At 62.8% G+C, this 16,465-nt stretch carries 17 protein-coding genes; 8 read left to right on the top strand and 9 right to left on the bottom strand.

Annotation, left to right across the window (positions count from 1 at the left end; genetic code table 11):
* Positions 1–262: 262 nt before the first annotated feature.
* From rfbA to rfbC, 4 genes are read right to left on the bottom strand one after another with little or no spacing between them, the layout of a single operon-like run.
* Positions 263–1,135 (bottom strand): glucose-1-phosphate thymidylyltransferase RfbA, encoded by an 873-nt coding sequence (gene rfbA / locus H7F49_RS07555; protein ID WP_185682957.1) that lies wholly within the window; start codon positions 1,133–1,135, stop codon positions 263–265.
* 17 nt (positions 1,136–1,152) lie between these two features.
* Complete coding sequence (gene rfbD, locus H7F49_RS07550; RefSeq protein WP_185682956.1) at positions 1,153–2,046, bottom strand: dTDP-4-dehydrorhamnose reductase; 894 nt, start codon at positions 2,044–2,046, stop codon at positions 1,153–1,155.
* An 8-nt stretch (positions 2,047–2,054) separates the two neighbouring features.
* Positions 2,055–3,113 carry a dTDP-glucose 4,6-dehydratase gene (gene rfbB, locus H7F49_RS07545; RefSeq protein ID WP_185682955.1) on the bottom strand — a complete coding sequence of 353 codons (1,059 nt, stop codon included), beginning with the start codon at positions 3,111–3,113 and terminating at the stop codon, positions 2,055–2,057.
* A 15-nt stretch (positions 3,114–3,128) separates the two neighbouring features.
* Positions 3,129–3,695 (bottom strand): dTDP-4-dehydrorhamnose 3,5-epimerase, encoded by a 567-nt coding sequence (gene rfbC / locus H7F49_RS07540; RefSeq protein WP_185682954.1) that lies wholly within the window; start codon positions 3,693–3,695, stop codon positions 3,129–3,131.
* Between rfbC and H7F49_RS07535 the strand changes: the two genes are divergently transcribed.
* The 8 genes from H7F49_RS07535 (at position 3,694) to H7F49_RS07500 (ending at position 10,909) form a co-directional block, all read left to right on the top strand.
* Complete coding sequence (locus H7F49_RS07535; RefSeq protein ID WP_185682953.1) at positions 3,694–3,900, top strand: hypothetical protein; 207 nt, start codon at positions 3,694–3,696, stop codon at positions 3,898–3,900. The two genes, rfbC and H7F49_RS07535, sit on opposite strands and share 2 nt — an antisense overlap.
* Positions 3,901–4,017: 117 nt before the next feature.
* Positions 4,018–4,947 (top strand): KpsF/GutQ family sugar-phosphate isomerase, encoded by a 930-nt coding sequence (locus H7F49_RS07530; RefSeq protein WP_235981990.1) that lies wholly within the window; start codon positions 4,018–4,020, stop codon positions 4,945–4,947.
* A gap of 18 nt (positions 4,948–4,965) precedes the next feature.
* Complete coding sequence (kdsB, locus tag H7F49_RS07525; protein ID WP_185682951.1) at positions 4,966–5,772, top strand: 3-deoxy-manno-octulosonate cytidylyltransferase; 807 nt, start codon at positions 4,966–4,968, stop codon at positions 5,770–5,772.
* Positions 5,773–6,025: 253 nt separating this feature from the next.
* Entirely contained in the window at positions 6,026–7,402 is a 1,377-nt protein-coding gene (locus H7F49_RS07520) for a glycosyltransferase family 2 protein (RefSeq protein WP_328806590.1), read from the top strand.
* 18 nt (positions 7,403–7,420) lie between these two features.
* Positions 7,421–8,173 carry a DUF5672 family protein gene (locus H7F49_RS07515; protein ID WP_235981989.1) on the top strand — a complete coding sequence of 251 codons (753 nt, stop codon included), beginning with the start codon at positions 7,421–7,423 and terminating at the stop codon, positions 8,171–8,173.
* Positions 8,174–8,332: 159 nt separating this feature from the next.
* Positions 8,333–9,442, top strand: a complete 1,110-nt coding sequence (locus tag H7F49_RS07510; protein ID WP_185682949.1) for a hypothetical protein — start codon at positions 8,333–8,335, stop codon at positions 9,440–9,442.
* Complete coding sequence (locus tag H7F49_RS07505) at positions 9,432–10,244, top strand: ABC transporter permease (RefSeq protein WP_185682948.1); 813 nt, start codon at positions 9,432–9,434, stop codon at positions 10,242–10,244. The genes H7F49_RS07510 and H7F49_RS07505 overlap by 11 nt, the downstream gene beginning before the upstream one ends.
* Positions 10,241–10,909, top strand: coding sequence for an ABC transporter ATP-binding protein (locus H7F49_RS07500; RefSeq protein ID WP_185682947.1), 669 nt, complete (start codon positions 10,241–10,243; stop codon positions 10,907–10,909). Before H7F49_RS07505 ends, H7F49_RS07500 begins: the two co-directional genes overlap by 4 nt.
* Before the next feature lie 379 nt (positions 10,910–11,288).
* Here the strand turns inward: H7F49_RS07500 and H7F49_RS19505 are convergent, their stop codons facing one another.
* From H7F49_RS19505 to H7F49_RS07475, 5 genes are read right to left on the bottom strand one after another with little or no spacing between them, the layout of a single operon-like run.
* Positions 11,289–12,356: an FkbM family methyltransferase gene (locus H7F49_RS19505; RefSeq protein WP_185682946.1), complete on the bottom strand. Its 1,068-nt coding sequence runs from the start codon at positions 12,354–12,356 to the stop codon at positions 11,289–11,291.
* Positions 12,357–13,487 (bottom strand): NAD-dependent epimerase/dehydratase family protein, encoded by a 1,131-nt coding sequence (locus H7F49_RS07490; protein ID WP_185682945.1) that lies wholly within the window; start codon positions 13,485–13,487, stop codon positions 12,357–12,359.
* A gap of 20 nt (positions 13,488–13,507) precedes the next feature.
* Positions 13,508–14,554, bottom strand: coding sequence for a class I SAM-dependent methyltransferase (locus tag H7F49_RS07485; protein ID WP_185682944.1), 1,047 nt, complete (start codon positions 14,552–14,554; stop codon positions 13,508–13,510).
* A gap of 48 nt (positions 14,555–14,602) precedes the next feature.
* Complete coding sequence (locus H7F49_RS07480; RefSeq protein WP_185682943.1) at positions 14,603–15,673, bottom strand: GSCFA domain-containing protein; 1,071 nt, start codon at positions 15,671–15,673, stop codon at positions 14,603–14,605.
* Positions 15,670–16,461, bottom strand: a complete 792-nt coding sequence (locus tag H7F49_RS07475; RefSeq protein WP_185682942.1) for a hypothetical protein — start codon at positions 16,459–16,461, stop codon at positions 15,670–15,672. The genes H7F49_RS07480 and H7F49_RS07475 overlap by 4 nt, the downstream gene beginning before the upstream one ends.
* Between the last annotated feature and the right edge of the window lie 4 nt (positions 16,462–16,465).

The raw sequence follows: 16,465 nt of genomic DNA, 5'->3' as shown, positions 1-16,465 counted from the left end.
GGACAGGGCCTTGCTTGACCTCGGCTGTGCAACCAGTCCGATACATCGGCCTCCTGCCCGCATCGGCCGGGATGCGCATCCCGGCCGATGCAACCAATAAAGCACATCTCGTCCACACAAGCCCGGGACGACGATAGCTCTAACGATGTGCCATTTTGCGGGTGTGCGAAAGAGTTGTGGGCGGCCTTTGCGCGTTTGAGACTAACGTCGGCCTCCCATCCCTCCAGGTCGTTCATCGCACCTCTGAGCCTGTCCTCGCCGCCTAGCTGCCTTCGTTCATCAGTTGCCTCAGGTAGCCGGCATAGTCGCTCTTGCCATGTCGCGCGATGCAGCGTTCCAGCCCCGCGTTGTCGATGAACCCCCGCTTGAAGGCGATCTCTTCCGGACAGGCGATCTTCATGCCCTGGCGCCGTTCCAGGGTGGAGACGAACTCGGCGGCCTCGAGCAGGCTGTCGGGCGTGCCGGTGTCGAGCCAGGCATAGCCGCGGCCCATCACCTCGACATTGAGTTGGCCACGTTCCAGGTAGACGCGATTGACGTCGGTGATCTCCAGCTCGCCGCGGGCTGAGGGCTGGAGATTGGCGGCGATGTCGACGACCTGCGCATCGTAGAAGTACAGTCCGGTCACGGCCCAGTGCGAGCGTGGCTGGACCGGCTTTTCCTCGATCGAGAGTGCCCGCATTTCCCTGTCGAATTCCACCACGCCGTAGCGTTCCGGATCGGCGACGCGATAGGCGAAAACGCTGGCGCCGCTGGGCCGCGCCGCAGCGGAGGCGAGCACTTCGGGCATGCCGTGGCCGAAGAATATGTTATCGCCCAGCACCAGGCAGCTCGGGCCACCGGCAACGAAGTCCGCACCTATGGTGTAGGCCTGGGCCAGGCCCTTGGGTTCGGGCTGCACGGCATAGTGCAACTGCATGCCCCATTGCCTGCCATCGCCCAGCAGGTTGTGGAAGGCCGGGGCATCATGCGGTGTGGTGATGATCAGCACCTCGCGAATGCCTGCCAGCATCAGGGTGGACAGCGGGTAGTAGATCATCGGCTTGTCATAGACCGGCATTAGCTGCTTCGACGCCGCCATGGTCATGGGGTAGAGCCGGGTGCCGCTGCCGCCGGCGAGAATGATGCCCTTCATCGGATGGTCTTCCTGCTTCAAGAGGGGGGCGTCAGCAGCCGGGCGACGACCTGTGCTGTGGAGACCTGCCAGTCTGGCAGGCGCACCCCGTGGATCTGGGCCAGCTTGGTGCCGTCAAGCCGGGAATTGGCCGGGCGGCGAGCGGGCGTTGGGTAATCGGCGGTGGTGATCGGGTTGACCCGGGCGGTGGGTCCTCCGCGTTCAGCCGATGCGGCGAAGATGGCTGCGGCGAAGTGGGCCCAGTTGGTTTCACCGGCCCCGGTCATGTGGAACACGCCTCGCTGCTCCGGCGTGGATGAACTGGCGAGGTTGGCGAGCACGGTCAGCACGCCATCGGCGATGTCCAGCGCGCAGGTCGGATTGCCCCACTGGTCGGCCACCACGCCCAGCTCCTCACGGCTGTCTGCCAGCCGGAGCATGGTCTTGACGAAATTGGCCCCGAACGGGCTGTAGACCCAGGCGGTGCGCAGGACAGCACTGTTGGGGCAGGCGGCCAGCACGGCCTGCTCGCCGGCGAGTTTGGAGGCACCGTAGACTCCGGTCGGGCCGGTCGGATCGTCTTCCCGATAGGCGCGCGCGCCGTCGCCGGCAAAGACATAGTCGGTCGACAGGTGCACCAGCGGCACGCCCAGCCGGGCTGCAGCCCGGGCGACATGGCCCGCACCGGTGGCGTTGATCGCATGGGCCAGGTCGGGCTCGGACTCCGCCTTATCGACCGCGGTGTAAGCGGCCGCCGATACGATCGCGTCGGGCTGGGCCAGGTCCAGTGCGCGCAGCACGGCCTCTGGATCACCCTGCGCGAGATCGAGCTGTGGCCGTCCAACCGGCAGCACCACATGGCCCGCGGCCATGCCGCGCTCGACCAGGCTCTGCACCACCTGGCCGACGTTTCCCGTTACCGCGATCCGCATGCCGGATGTCAGCCCTTGGCCGGCTCGGCCAGACCGAGCCGCTCGCCGTCGTAGCGCTCACGCAGCGGACGCCACCACCATTCATTGTCCAGATACCAGCGCACAGTCTTTTCGATGCCGCTGTCGAAGTCCTCCTGAGCGCGCCAGCCCAGCTCGGTCTCGAGCCGCGTCGCGTCGATCGCGTAGCGGGCATCGTGCCCGGGGCGATCGGTGACGAAGGCGATCAGCTCTTCGCGCGGCCGCTCCGCCGGGACCAGCTGGTCCAGCACCGTGCAGATCCGCCGGACCACATCGATATTGCGCCGTTCGTTGCGTCCGCCCACGTTGTAGGTCTCGCCGGGCTGGCCCGTCGCCACGATCAAGTCCAGGGCGCGGGCGTGGTCTTCGACATAGAGCCAGTCGCGCACGTTCTCACCTTTGCCATAGACCGGCAGCGGCCGTCCCGCGAGGGCATTCAGGATGGTCAGCGGGATGAGCTTCTCGGGGAAGTGGAACGGGCCGTAATTGTTCGAGCAGTTCGAGACGACCACCGGCAGGCCGTAGGTGCGGTGCCACGCCTTGGCCAGGTGGTCGGACGAGGCCTTGGAGGCGGAATAGGGCGAGGAAGGGTCGTAGGGGGTGGTCTCGGTGAACAGGCCGTCCTCGCCGAGCGAGCCATAGACCTCGTCGGTCGAGACATGGAGGAAGCGGAACGCTTCCTTCGCCGCACCCTCGAGCCCCGACCAGTACCCGCGCGCCACCTCGAGCAGGGTGAAGGTACCGATCACGTTGGTCTGGATGAATTCGGCTGCCCCCGTGATCGAACGGTCGACATGGCTCTCGGCCGCCAGGTGCATGATGCGGTCCGGCCGGAACTGGGCAACGGCCTGCTCCATCGCGGCGCGGTCGCAGATGTCCGCCTGGAGGAAGGAGTATCCGTTGCGCCCCTCGACGGCTGACAGCGAGGCGAGGTTGCCCGCGTAGGTCAGCTTGTCGATGTTGAGGACCTCGTAGCCCTTGTCGAGCACGAGGTGGCGGACAAGCGCCGAGCCGATGAAGCCGGCACCGCCGGTAACAATCACACGCATGAATTGAACCCTAGTTCAGGAATCCGTCATCGAAAAGCAGACCGGCAGCTCGGCCAGCAGCGGCTGGATCCGGTCCTTGGCCGAGAGCGTATCCGGGTCTGCCACGGATGGCCAGTCGATCGCGATGGCCGGATCGTCCCATCGGACTCCCTTGTCGCATTCCGGGGCATAGTAGGAGGTTACCTTGTAGTTCACCACCGTGTCGGGTTCGAGCGTGCAAAAACCGTGGGCGAAACCGGCGGGAATCCAGAACAGGTTGCCTTTGGCCGGGCTGAGCTCGACCGCGGCCCACTGGCCGTAGGTCGGCGAGCCGCGCCGCAGATCGACCGCGGCATCGAAGATCGCCCCGGCCGTGCAGCGCACCAGTTTTCCTTGGGCATGCGGATCGGTCTGGAAGTGCAGTCCACGGACCGTGCCGACCTTGGCGCTGAGCGATTCGTTTTCTTGGACGAACACGATAGGGCCGGCATGTGTCTCGAAATCGCGCTGACGGAAAACCTCGGCGAAGTAGCCGCGTTCGTCGCCGTGCCTCCGGCAAGTTATCTCGATCAGGTTCGGGATGTCGAACGTCTTGAAAAGCATGAAAGAAGACCTCGATTTCGGGCTGACGTTCGCCTTTGCTCACATGCCTATATTTTTGCGCTTGCACATCCGCAAGGGCTCTGTAGCGTCCCTCGAACATCGCTGCGTGCTCGCGCCTGCGGTTTTGGCAGCCCGCAATTGTTCGCAAGCGGACCATATCCAGCTGTCGAAAGCGATCATTGCGGATATGGTCTTGCTGTACTAACATCGCTACGGGGCAGCTGGTTTTCGCCCGAGGCAGTGTTTTTCGATGGTTCTAAGTTATATGTCCCCTGTCGGGCCCGCGATCGACCTCGTGGGCCGTGGTAGCGAAGTTATCCGCATGGAGGCCGAGGCGCTCGCCACCCTCGCAGATTGCCTGGATGGGTCGTTCGAGGCAGCGTGCCAGCTGGTATATCGTGCCAAGGGGCGCACTGTGGTCAGCGGCATGGGCAAGTCGGGCCAGATAGGACGCAAGTTCGCTGCGACGCTCGCTGCAACAGGAACACCAGCCACCTACATCCACCCGGCAGAGGCGGCACATGGCGATCTGGGCATGCTTGTGCCGGGTGATGTGGCCGTAGTGATCTCGAATTCTGGCAACACGGCGGAACTGCGCGCAATCCTGACTTATTCGCGCAAGCTTGGCATCCCGGTGATCGGCATCGCCTCGAACTCGACGTCCTATCTGCTCGACCAGGCCGACGTACGGCTATGCCTGCCCAGCGTGCGCGAGGCCTGCCCGGCCAATATCGCCCCCACCACCTCAACGACAATGCAGCTGGCCTTTTGTGATGCCATTGCCATGGCCGTGATGGATCTGCGTGGCTTTACCAGGGACGGCATGAAGGTCTTGCATCCCGGCGGCTCGATCGGACTGCGGCTAGCCGAGGTGCGCGAGATCATGCATCCGCCGGAACGGCTGCCGCTGGTGACTGAAGCCACTCCGATGAGCGAAGTTCTTACTATCATGACGTCGATGGGCTTCGGCATTGCCGGCGTGGTGGATGGTGACGGCGTGTTGATCGGAGTGATCACCGATGGCGACCTGCGCCGGCATTTCCATGGGCTGGCCAATGCCGCGGCGGCAGAGGTCATGACGGCGCATCCCAAAACCATCGATGCGGGGCACATCGCGGAGGATGCACTGCATTTCTTCAACGAAATGAAGATCACCTGTGCGTTTGTTCTCGACGAGGCCGCGCAAAGCGATCATCGTAAACCGGTTGGAATCGTGCACTTGCACGACTTTCTCCGGCTTGGCCTCGGCTAGTTATTGGCGGAGACCAGCGTGGATCTTTCGTTCGCCGTCGTCATCCCGGCCCGTTATGCGTCGGCCCGCTACCCGGGCAAGCCTCTGGTTCCGTTGCGGGGGGCGACCGGCGAGACCAAGTCTTTGATCCAGCGCAGTTGGGAGTGCGCAACGTCGACTGCTGGGGCAACCGCCGTGCTCGTTGCGACCGACGACGAGCGAATTGCCGAGGAAGTCCGGCGGTTCGGAGGCGAAGTCGTCATGACCGCGCCGGATTGTGCCAATGGAACCGAGCGCTGTGCCGATGTGATCGAGCGGATCGGAGCCCCCGCGGACGTGATTGTCAATTTACAGGGCGATGCGCCGCTCTCGCCTGCGGGAATCGTGGCTGAGCTGGTTTCCCGGCTGGCCGAAGATCCCGAGGCGGCTATGGCTACCCCTGCCGTCCGGGCCTCGCGGTCGGTCTATCAGCACCTTATCACCGATCAGTTGGCTGGTCGGGTGGGTGGGACCACAGCCGTGATCGACAGCCGCGACCGCGCACTCTACTTTTCGAAACGGGTTCTACCTTACATTCCTGCAGCGGCAGCGGAGGAAGCGTATGCTGAGGTGCATCTCCACCTGGGGATGTACGCCTATCGCCCAAGTGCTCTGGCCCGGTATCGCGCTGCCCCCGCAGCCAAGCTCGAGCTGCTCGAAGGACTTGAACAGCTGCGCTTCCTCGACATGGGCCTAGCCGTGTCGGTGGTGCGGCTTGATCCTCTGGCATGGGACGCGATCGAGCTCAACAATCCTTCGGATGTGCCTCATATCGAGCGCATTCTTGCCGAACGCGGCATTGCCTGAGCCAGCGCCGCAGTGTGGTGGTTGGCCGAAGCTCGTTCGTGCTGGGCTGACCCTGCGCGTGCATCGCCACGCACTGGCGTCAAACCCTCGTCAGTGGCTCGCCGGCATGTGGTGGCATCTGACTGGACGACATGTCCGGGCTCGCAGCCGGATCGAGCCCCTGATCGGTTCCTCTCTGCATGCGTACCGGTTGGCAACGGCGTTCGGTCCCTCAGCTGCAATGCCGCAGGGCCCCGCAATTCCCATATGCGCGGTGATCGATTGCTCTGCCGGACGTGACGGCTGGTTTGCCACAGTGGAGTCCCTGGGGGCGGCGGGCTTTGCCGATGCCATCGTCGTGGGTCAGGCGCCACCATCGGCAGCTGGTCACGGGATGGGCAACATCCCCAGCCTTGCGCAGCTATCCGGTGCCCTGGCGTCGCGGGGGATCGGCTGGATCTGTCCGATCGCTTGCGGCGATCGCTTTGCTCCGGGTGCGGCCCTGCACTATGGGGCCGTCGCGGCGCAGTCGGGTGCCGCGGTGGTCTATGCCGACGATGATCTTGTCGATCCGACGGGCGAATGCGTTGCCCCTCATTTCAAGCCGCAATGGAACAGCGAACTCTTCCGCTATGTCGATTATGTCTCGGGCGCCGCGGCGTGGCGCTGGGAGCCGGTTGCTGATCTGTTGCCGCAGGGGCTGAACTGCGCCCTGCGCGGTGCCATCCAGCGCGGGACAGCCGAGCCCGTGCATGTTCCGGTGGTGCTGCATCACCGGCGCGCCCGACCGGAGCCGCAGCCCTTGTCGACGCAACTGCCGCGGATGGACCCCGTCCGAGTGTCGATCATTATCCCGACCCGCGACCAGGCGGCGCTGCTGTCGGGGTGTTTGGCCGGGGTGGAGCGTGTCGCCTGGCCCGATGTCGAACTTATCATCGTCGACAATGGGTCCAGCGAACGCACGGCCCTGGACCGGCTGGATCGCGCTGCGGCGGATGGCGCTATCGTGTTGCGTGATACCGGGCCCTTCAACTTCTCCCGTCTCAACAATCGCGCTGTCGAGCATGCGAGCGGGGATCTGCTGTGCCTGCTCAACAACGATGTCGAGATGCCGGATGCTGACTGGCTGGCGTGGCTGGTTGCGGCGGCGCAGCGCGCTGACGTTGGCGCTGCGGGCGCACAGTTGCTTTACGCCGATGGCACAATCCAGCATGCCGGCGTAGTCTTGGGGGTCGGCGGCGGAGCGGCGCATGCGCACCGTGGGCTGCCGTCTGCCGCCTCCGGCTATTTCGGCCGTCACTGCTATCCGCAGTTCGTGAGTGCCGTCACGGGTGCCTGCCTGGTCGTGGAACGATCGAAGTTCCTGGCGGTCGGCGGGCTGGATGAACGGGACTTCCCGGTTGCCTTCAACGACGTTGACCTGTGCCTTAAGCTGAATGCCAAGGGCTGGGCCAGTTACTACGAACCGCGCGCCCGACTGATCCATCACGAATCGAAATCGCGCGGACTGGATCGTGATCCGGTGAGCCGCGCTAGGTTCGCGGGAGAGTTGGCGGCCTTGAAACGGAAGTGGCATACCGATACGATAATCGATCGGTTCCATCACCCTCGGCTCAGCCGATTTTCCGATCAGTTCGTGCTAGCGGTATAAGCCGTGCCGCGCTTGGCCTTGCCTGAGATCACCCTGTGCGCAGCCACGTCGATAAATCGCGAGGCAACCCTCCGGGCGCTTGTCCGCTGCCTCGACCTGGCAACGTTTGGCGATGCGATCCTGTTCTCCGACAGCGAGCCGCGCGAGCTCGATTCCCGCTTGCGGCACGTCCAGGTTGCTCCAATGCGCGATGCTGCTGACTATTCGCGGTTCATGCTCAAGGGCCTCGGGCGGGAGATCCACACCAGTCACTGTCTGGTCGTGCAGTGGGATGGCTTCATCCTTGACCCCGAGGCATGGACCCCGCGTTTTCTTGAGCATGATTACATCGGCGCGGTCTGGCCCCAGTTCCACGACCATCGCGTGGGCAATGGCGGGTTCTCTTTGCGTAGCCGCCGGCTTCTGTTAGTCTTGGCTAATCTTGCCATCGACGAGGTCCATCCCGAGGACCTGGCAATCTGCCGGGACAATCGGGACCAGCTCGAGCAACTCCATGACATCCGCTTCGCCGATCCGACTACGGCTGCCCGGTTCTCATACGAGCGGGAGCATGACGTCCAGCCAAGCTTCGGTTTCCACGGTGTGTTCAACATGCCCGCCGCGATCGGCGTCGACGCGTTCTGGGACGTGTACACGACGCTGGATCACAAGGGACCGGCGTTCCATGATTTCTGGCCCTTGCTGGGCCAGCTGACACGGCAGCCGGGCGGGCTGGCCCGGGCAGCGCGATTTGCAGCGGACTACATTGCGTACCGGCTGCGTCTCGGCTGAGCGGGAGCGAGGTGGCATGGAACCCGAGTTCTTTCGTTTCGGCTTGGTTGCGGAGGCGTTGCGGTCCGTTTGGCATTGCCAAACGGACGGCTAGCGGCCAATGAGGGCACCCGCTGCTGCGGTGGCCCTCTGGATCAATTGGTAAAGACCAAGAGCGACATGGTATTCCGGCTCTCTACACGATTTCGGCGCTTTGACGGACTGTTTTTGTTCCTCGTCGTTTTCCCCACGCTGGCTGCAATTGTTTATTTCGGTCTTGTCGCTTCGGACGTGTACATTTCGGAGTCGCGTTACGTTGTTCGTAGTCCGGAGAAGCCAGCCGCCACCGGACTAGGGCTTGTTTTGGCTTCGGCCGGCTTCTCCAACGCCAACGAGGAAGCATTCGCGGCGAAATCGTTCGTGGAGTCTCGCGGCGCGCTGCAGGACATCAATCGCCGCGGAGAGTTTACCAACGCCTTTACCGCGTCGCGGATCTCGATCTTCGATCGCTTCGATCCGCTGGGCATCGCGGGCTCGTTCGAGGACCTCTACAAGTATTATCTCAATCGCGTGCGGGTCGAGAGCGATCCCACGACCTCGATCTCCACGCTCACGGTGCGGGCCTACTCGCCGCAGGATGCCTATCGTTTCAACGTCCGCCTGCTGGAGATTTCCGAACAGACGATCAACCGGATGAACCAGCGTGGCCGGCAGGACATGATCAAGTTTGCCCAGATCGAAGTGAACGATGCCCAGGCGCGGGCGCGGAACGCGGCTGTAGCGCTTGCCGCCTACCGCAACCGCGAGGGCGTTGTCGATCCCCAGATCCAGGCGACGGCCCAGATGGCGATGATCTCGAAACTGCAGGATGATGTGATCTCGACCCAGACCATGCTCAACCAGTTCCGCGCATTCACCCCGCAGAACCCCCAGATCCCTTCGCTTGAGAACCGTCTTGCCACGATGAAGTCGGCAATCCGCAAGGAGATGGGCGCGCTCGCCGGGGGCGATCGTTCCCTGGCCGCCAGCGCGGTCCAGTACCAGAAGCTGTTTATCGAGCAAGAGTTCGCCAACAAGCAGCTGACCAGTGCGCTGGCCTCGCTACAAGAGGCTCGAAACGAGGCGCGGCGGCAGCAGGTCTATGTCGAGCGCATCGCGCAGCCCAACCTCCCCGATGCGCCACTTGAGCCCCGGCGGGCGCGAGGTATCCTGGCGACCCTCGCACTAGGCCTCGTTGCCTGGGGTATCGCGTCGATGCTGCTGGCAGGCGTCAAAGAGCATGCCCAGTAAGCTCGTCGAACCGGCGCAGGCGACGCCTTCGTCTAACGGGCTTCTGGTGCAGGGCCGTGTGCTGCACGCGCTCCTCATCCGGGAAATGCTCACGCGCTATGGGCGGAACAATCTCGGATTTCTCTGGCTCTTTCTGGAACCCATGCTGTTCACACTCGCGGTTACCGCGTTGTGGACGGCGACCCGGACCATCCACGGTTCCGATCTGCCGATTACCGCCTTCGCGATCACCGGCTACGCATCGATGTTGATGTGGCGGAATATGCCCGCTCGCTGCATCAATGCGATCAAGGGCAACAAGTCGTTGATGTTCCATCGGCAAGTCCGCCCGCTTGATGTCTACCTATCGCGCATCCTGCTGGAGTTCGGCGGCAGCTCCGCTAGTTTCGTGCTGCTGGTGGTGGCCTTCTGGGCGTTCGATGCGGTGGCACTGCCGGAAGATGCGCTGCAACTCCTTGGTGGTTGGCTAACTCTTGGCTGGTTTGGGGCCGGTCTGGCCATGGTGCTGGGCGCTTTGTCGGAGAAGTCCGAACTGGTCGACAAGCTGTGGCCCCCGTTCTCCTATCTCCTCTTCCCGTTTTCCGGGGCGGCCTTCATCGTCGAGTCCCTGCCCGAGAAGGCACGCGAGATCCTGCTCTACCTGCCAATGCTCAACTGCGTCGAGTTCATTCGGGAAGGCTACTTCGGGACCAAGATGCGGGCCTACTACGACATGGAATACGTTGTCGTATTCAATCTCGTGCTCAGCCTCGTTGCCCTTGCAATGGTGCGGTTGCAGACCGTCGAAGCGGACTACGAATGATCCGTCTGACCGATGTGACCAAACAGTATCCCACCAACAGCGGGATGCGCACGATCCTCAAGGGGATCAACCTAACTATCCGCCGGGGTGAGCACGTTGGCATTCTCGGCCGGAACGGGGCTGGGAAGTCCACCTTGGTGCGAGTGATTGGCGGGGCCGAGCAGGCGACCACGGGAACGGTCGAGCGTGAAATGAGCGTGTCGTGGCCGCTGGCATTCACCGGCGGATTCCATGCCAAGCTGACCGGGATCGACAACCTGCGGTTCATTTGCCGGATCTATGGGGTGGACTTCCAAGACCGGCTGGCCTTCGTGAAGGACTTCTCTGAGCTGGGGGCATACCTCTACGAACCGGTGGGGGTCTATTCATCGGGTATGCGGGCGCGGCTTGCCTTCGCCATTTCGATGACGATCGACTTCGATTGCTACCTGATCGACGAGGTTATGGCGGTCGGGGACGACTCATTTCGCGAGCGATGCAAGGTCGAGCTGTTCGAAAAGCGCGCCGACAAGGCCATGCTGATCGTGTCGCACAGCCACCGTTATCTCAAGGGGACGTGCAACCGATTCCTGTTGTTCCGCAACGGCACCATCGAGGAATACGACGATTTCGATGAGGTCTACGATCAGTACAAGGCGCTGCTGGCCGAGCCGCAGACCTTCTGACCTTCCCCTAGACTCGTTTTCACTTAGGCTGAAGCGTAGCCGGAATTTCGGATTTAGAGCGGCTTCTGGCTGACCTGCCCCTCGCTGGTCCCGCGGTCATAACGAGAGTCCGCCGGTTTGTGACCTGCCACGGTTGATCCGACACCATTCTCTGGACCACCCCGGGTTAGAGTTTCCCGGCCAGGGTCACGGTGACGGGCTGGGTGCGCCACCGGGATTCATCAGCGTGACTCGATGCCTTCATCGTCCTTCGCTCCTCCCAGCCCGGGAGATTACGGCGAAAAACTCTAACTCAAAGCGATCCAGTTTTCCGGGATCAGATCAGTTTCCGGCCGGCCATCTGCGCCGCAGGAAGGCGACGCAGGTAGCCGGCATCGGGTCAGACGCTGATGTCGATGATTTCGCCGGGGGTATAGGTGTTGAACACTCGCTGGAAGAGATCGGCATACGAATCTTCCTTGAAGAAGATGTAGTTCAGGCCACCAACGCCGCGCCGCTGGTACTCCTTGATCTGGTCGATCGTGAACTTGACCTTCCGATTGATCCGCAGCTGTTCCCACGAATAGCGCCAGCCCATCGCCTCGAGCTGGTCGATAATGGCAAGATTCGTCGGATTGTCGAAGTTGATCTCGATGAGTACGGTGCGCAGATCAGGCTGGCGCAGCGTTTCCAGCATTCCCGCGATGACCCGGTGCTCAAGCCCGTCGACATCGATCTTGATGTGGTTGGGCACGGGAAGGCCATCGGCAATCAGCGTGTCGACCCGGCGGCCGATGCACCCCTGCGGACGCCGATGATCCTTGCTGACGTGCCAATCCTCGGCGAACTGCTTGTCCTCGGTCCAGCTGTTCTCCTCGAAATCGTGATAGGAAATTCCCAAGCCGAAATCGCTCAGCAGCAGCCGGTCGGTCTTGTCGACATCGCTGAGCGCAAGGCCATAGGCAAGGCACGTGTGGTGTAGATTGTTCAGGTAGATGTTCTTGTTGAGCTCGGCATAATTGAGTGCCTCAGGCTCGAAGGAATAGACCCGCGCCTTGCGCATCATGGCAGCATATACAGTGTACATCCCTACATTCGCGCCAATGTCGAACAGGACCTCGTTCTCGCGGAAGCTGTCGATCCAGGCCAGCGTGATGGGTTCCTTGGTGAACAGGCTGCGGACCCGCTTCGCGCTCGACGAGCCCGTTGTCGCATACCGCATTACCTCACCCCGATAGGCGACCTCGGCATAGTCGAGGTCAAGCCACTTGGTCTTGAGATTGCCCGAGGTGACGTCCACTGAATGTCCTTTCACGTTCTCTGCCAGCCCGGAGCGGACCGTGCCTTTATCTCTCGATGCGCTTTGCAGCCGCTTAAGCCGCCTGCGCGACAGAAGCTGCGGCAGGCGCCGCAGCAAGTGCGCGAACGTCATCCTGCGTCTGTCCCGCTTTGCCTTGCCACCGATCACCTAGCCCATCAGCCCGCGTGCTTTCAATTCCGCATTCGCCTGCTCGAGAAGATCGGGCGGGATCGGTTGTGTCGCCACCCAGGCGGCAAAGCGCCGAATGCCTTCCTCGAGAGAGATCCGCGCGCCACCGGTCAGTTGCCGCAGTCGGGCAACATCGGCCCAGTTGTGCCGGATGTCACCCACGCGGTACTGGGCCGTGACATGCGGCTCTACCGTACCGCCGAGCGTGGCGCTGAGCAGTCGAGCCACAGCCATGATGGTTGTGGCCTCGCCGCTGCCCACGTTGATCGTGTCCTTGATATCGGGCCGCGGGTTCAGACCAGCGAGGATTGCCTGCGCGACGTCTTCGACATGGATGAAATCGCGCGTCTCCTCGCCGTCTTCGAAGATAGGCAGCGACAGGCCAAGCCTGATCCGGGTCGAGAAGATCGAGAGGATCCCGGTGTACGGGTTCTTGAGCGACTGGCCTTCGCCAAACACGTTCTGGAAACGCAGCACCACGGGCTGAACTCCCAGGGCGCGGCAGTTAACCCGAACCAGGTCTTCCTGCGCCAGCTTGCTGGCCGCATAGACCGACGCGGGTGACAGCCGGTCACCCTCGCAGGTCGCCACCGCATCAACAGGCTCACCGCAGACCGGGCAGCTCGGCGACCAGCGGTTCTGGGCAAGCTGCTCCGGCGTCCGCGGCTCGGGATAACAGCGACGCCCTTCCGGCGAACAGACGTTACAGATGTAGGCGCCTTCACCATAGACCGAGCGGCTCGAGCCCAGCACGACCGCCCCGACCTGGTGCGGCCCGTTGGCGAGAATGTCGAACAGGACCGCGGTGCCCTGGACATTGACTCGGTAGTAGCGCTCGATTTCATACATCGACTGACCGGTCCCAGTCTCGGCCGCCAGGTGGACCACGGCCTCCACGCCGTCCAGGGCCGCCGTCAGGTCCGCCCTCGACACCACGTCACCCCGCATGAATTCGGCACCTGCCGGCGGGCGGTAATCCGGGTCGGCACCATGGATCTGGGGTGACAGGTTGTCGAGGATGCGCACCCGATGGCCCGCCGCAAGCGCAAGTCGGGCTAGATGGGTGCCGATAAAGCCCGCCCCCCCGGTGATCAGCACAGTTCTTTGCATGGTATTTCCGACCCCGGAATTCAATTGAACAGCATGAAATGGAAGTCTTTGTGATTAGGCGTATGCTCAATCAGATAGTCAGAATAGCCAAGCGCTGTGACTGCATAATCCAGCAGGACCTGGCAATTGATGTTGTCGTAGTAGTGCACGTGGATCGATTCGTTGCGGCTCATCGCCGCGATCAGTTCTTCATCGTCGGCCGGCCGGCGCAAGTGCCGCATATAGTGGTGTAGCACCGGGGCCCAGGTGCAGGCGGCGTCCTCCTCCAGCCATTCGGCCAGTGAGCTGCGCTGCTGGATCGCATCCTTGGTGCCGTTAAGGTCGGGCACCACGCAGATCACCTTGCCCCCCGGGCGCATTTTGGCCTTCCAGTTGCGCAGGTGTCCGATGGGGTTTGCCAGGTGTTCGAACACGTGGCTGCCGAACAGAAAATCAAGCGAACCATCCGGCACCGGCAGATCCTGAGCATTGCCGACGATGTAATTGTCCCAGAGCTCGGGGCGACTGACATACTTGCCCCCGCCATTGTAGAGCGCGTTCCAGACGTCGGGCGGCATCTGTTCGAGATAGGAGACCTCGACCCCTTCTCGGGGCAGGATCTGCGGTTGCGCGCCCGGCCCGATCTCGACTCCACGTCCGGTTGAACTGTCGAACAGCCACTGGCGAGACAGCGCCCGATGCACTGCCAGGAAAGCGGCCTCCGGGCTCTGCCCGATGACCTTGATATGCAGGTCGAGCTTGCCCGCGCGAGCTTTCGGCCAGGGCAGCACCAGCGGCTGGAAGCCTCCGTGGAAAGTGGTGAGCTCAACAACCCGGTCGTCGTGCTCGGGCGCGCGGAACGACACTTCAACCACGGTTTCGACCGGAGCCTGGATCATCCAGCCGCAGTCGGCTGGCCAGGTCCGCAGACTGGCAAAGCGCCGCACGTCGGGGATTCGGAGGGCTGCGCTGGGCGCTAGGCTTAGACCGCGCCAAAGTTGTCCAGCGCAGGTGTGCTTGGCCATCGCCACCGGCCCGGACACTTCCAGGTTGCGGTCCTTGCGGCGGAGCATGTCGAACAGATTCAAACCAGCGTCCTTCGATTGTGCGCGGTCGGTGATGGGTGGCGGCGTGGATCAATCGGGGTCGAGCGCGATCTCGTCACATTCGACGTCCACCAGCTCCTGGCTCAATCGCTGTTGGCGGGCAATCACATCCTCGCCCGACTGCCGGACAGGGGCAACGACACCGCCCGTCGCATGGGTCATGAACAGTCGCATAACGTGGTTGACCCCGGATTCGAGCACATTGCGCAGATCATCCGCATAGTAGGCGCCCCGATTGAATGCTCCGGTGATGATCTCATATGAGGGGAAGTAATGAACGGCTGCGAAACGCTTGCGCAGCGTTTCGGCTGCGACGCGCAGGACCGACTTGGAATAGGTTGTCGAAGCAAGGACATGTGCGCCGGGCTCGGCGGTCGCCATCAGCGGCACCGGGGACACTGTCAGGATCACTTGCGCCGTCGGGTTCACGGCCAACAGCGCTGTAATGAATTGGTCCATGTCGGCGATCACGTCATCAACGGTCTGGTTATAGAACTCATGGCGTGCCGGATCGAACGTCCCGCCTTCGGTGCCGGGGCACAGGGGAAAGACCGCACCGTCCTGGATCGATCGCCACGCTTCGGTCAGCCCGAGAGTGAACACGAAAACGTCGAGTGTTTCAAACATCCGGCGCACCGCAGCGAGGTGCTGCGACCGGTCGGCTTCAAGCTCCGCGCGCGAGACGTAGCCGCCCGGCTGTGTGGTGGGGCGGAATGGATCAAGAAAGCATTCTTCGCCTTCCTGCCAGCAGTCCTCGGTCGGCGACATAAGCCCGAACGCGCGTTGCCACAGCTGAAGCAACTGCCGGGCCGTGTAGATGTTGCCGTAGCGCGCCGAGAAAAGCCCATAGTTGTGGGCCTTGCGGACCGCTTCCGGCAGCACCGGGTGGCCCAGTTCGGTCACGTAGTAGTTGTAGCCGGATCTGCTCAGATAACGCGCGATATGTTGCGCGAAGCAGCTCCCTGCGGTGGCAACGCGGGTGTCCGGCGTGATCCGAAGTTCGAACTCGCCGACTGGATCAACGTCGGCCGGCGCGGGTGCGGCTACTGAACGGCGCCAGAATGCCTCGTCCGGGAGCGATTTGTAGGGATGCTGGCTCATCGCGTAGCCTCCGCCGGGCCGAAGCTAGTCTCGATCTGCTGGAGCACCAGTTCGCCATAGGATGGGTTCGCGTGGGTGGCGTCGCTCGCATAGAATTCCGGGGCCAGGTATCCGTGCCTATCCAAGGCCGCAGGCGGCGGCGGAAGGACCTCGATGTTTAGCTCGACGCAAAGCTCCTCCAGCAGCCGGGATTGCAAGCGCCAGAATGCCATGCGCAGCTCCGGGGCTGAAACCCCCAGGTCGGCAATGTTGTCCTGGGCAAACTTGCTTTCATGGTGCTTTAGGATGTGGTCGTTGTCGCGCTTCGGCGGCGGCGGCTGAAGATGCACGACCCTCGCCCGCGTCGCCTCGCGCAAGGCTGCGAGAGACTGGCCGTCGCGGCCCCTGATGCCCGAATTGAAGTGCTGGGCCAGGGCCCGATACGGAATGAGCTCGGCTCCCGGCTCGGCAGAGACGTCGCCTGGTAGCATGAAGGTGAACCGCTGGGGGTGCTGGATCGTGCTGAACACCGCGTGCTGGTTACCGCCGATCATTGAAACCACGACGTCGCTCTCGCGCAGCGCACCGGTCAGGGTGAGGAAGTCCTCGAACGAGGTATCGCCCATGACCAGGTTGTTCTTGGTCTTGAGCAAGCGGTGCGCTTCAAGCGGACTGACAATTCCTTTGGCGTTACGGCGCTCGATGGCGCGCTGAATGGCATAGGTGTGGCTGTCGCCGAACAGGAGAATGCGAGGCTTGGGCACGTCGGGATTCCGTTGGGCGAGGTGTCGAAAAAATGACTTCAGCACGTTT

Source organism: Novosphingobium aerophilum (assembly GCF_014230305.1).
In the GTDB taxonomy this organism is placed as follows: domain Bacteria; phylum Pseudomonadota; class Alphaproteobacteria; order Sphingomonadales; family Sphingomonadaceae; genus Novosphingobium; species Novosphingobium aerophilum.
Note: the sequence above shows the minus strand (reverse complement) of the source record. Positions and strands in the feature narration are given on the sequence as shown.

Excerpts from the sequence above, each read along its gene's own strand:
- rfbA (WP_185682957.1), bottom strand. The coding sequence starts at position 1,135 with ATGAAGGGCATCATTCTCGCCGGCGGCAGCGGCACCCGGCTCTACCCC.
- rfbD (WP_185682956.1), bottom strand. The coding sequence starts at position 2,046 with ATGCGGATCGCGGTAACGGGAAACGTCGGCCAGGTGGTGCAGAGCCTG.
- rfbB (WP_185682955.1), bottom strand. The coding sequence starts at position 3,113 with ATGCGTGTGATTGTTACCGGCGGTGCCGGCTTCATCGGCTCGGCGCTT.
- H7F49_RS07535 (WP_185682953.1), top strand. The coding sequence starts at position 3,694 with ATGAAAGAAGACCTCGATTTCGGGCTGACGTTCGCCTTTGCTCACATG.
- rfbC (WP_185682954.1), bottom strand. The coding sequence starts at position 3,695 with ATGCTTTTCAAGACGTTCGACATCCCGAACCTGATCGAGATAACTTGC.
- H7F49_RS07530 (WP_235981990.1), top strand. The coding sequence starts at position 4,018 with ATGGAGGCCGAGGCGCTCGCCACCCTCGCAGATTGCCTGGATGGGTCG.
- H7F49_RS07510 (WP_185682949.1), top strand. The coding sequence starts at position 8,333 with ATGGTATTCCGGCTCTCTACACGATTTCGGCGCTTTGACGGACTGTTT.
- H7F49_RS07505 (WP_185682948.1), top strand. The coding sequence starts at position 9,432 with ATGCCCAGTAAGCTCGTCGAACCGGCGCAGGCGACGCCTTCGTCTAAC.
- H7F49_RS07500 (WP_185682947.1), top strand. The coding sequence starts at position 10,241 with ATGATCCGTCTGACCGATGTGACCAAACAGTATCCCACCAACAGCGGG.
- H7F49_RS07490 (WP_185682945.1), bottom strand. The coding sequence starts at position 13,487 with ATGCAAAGAACTGTGCTGATCACCGGGGGGGCGGGCTTTATCGGCACC.
- H7F49_RS07480 (WP_185682943.1), bottom strand. The coding sequence starts at position 15,673 with ATGAGCCAGCATCCCTACAAATCGCTCCCGGACGAGGCATTCTGGCGC.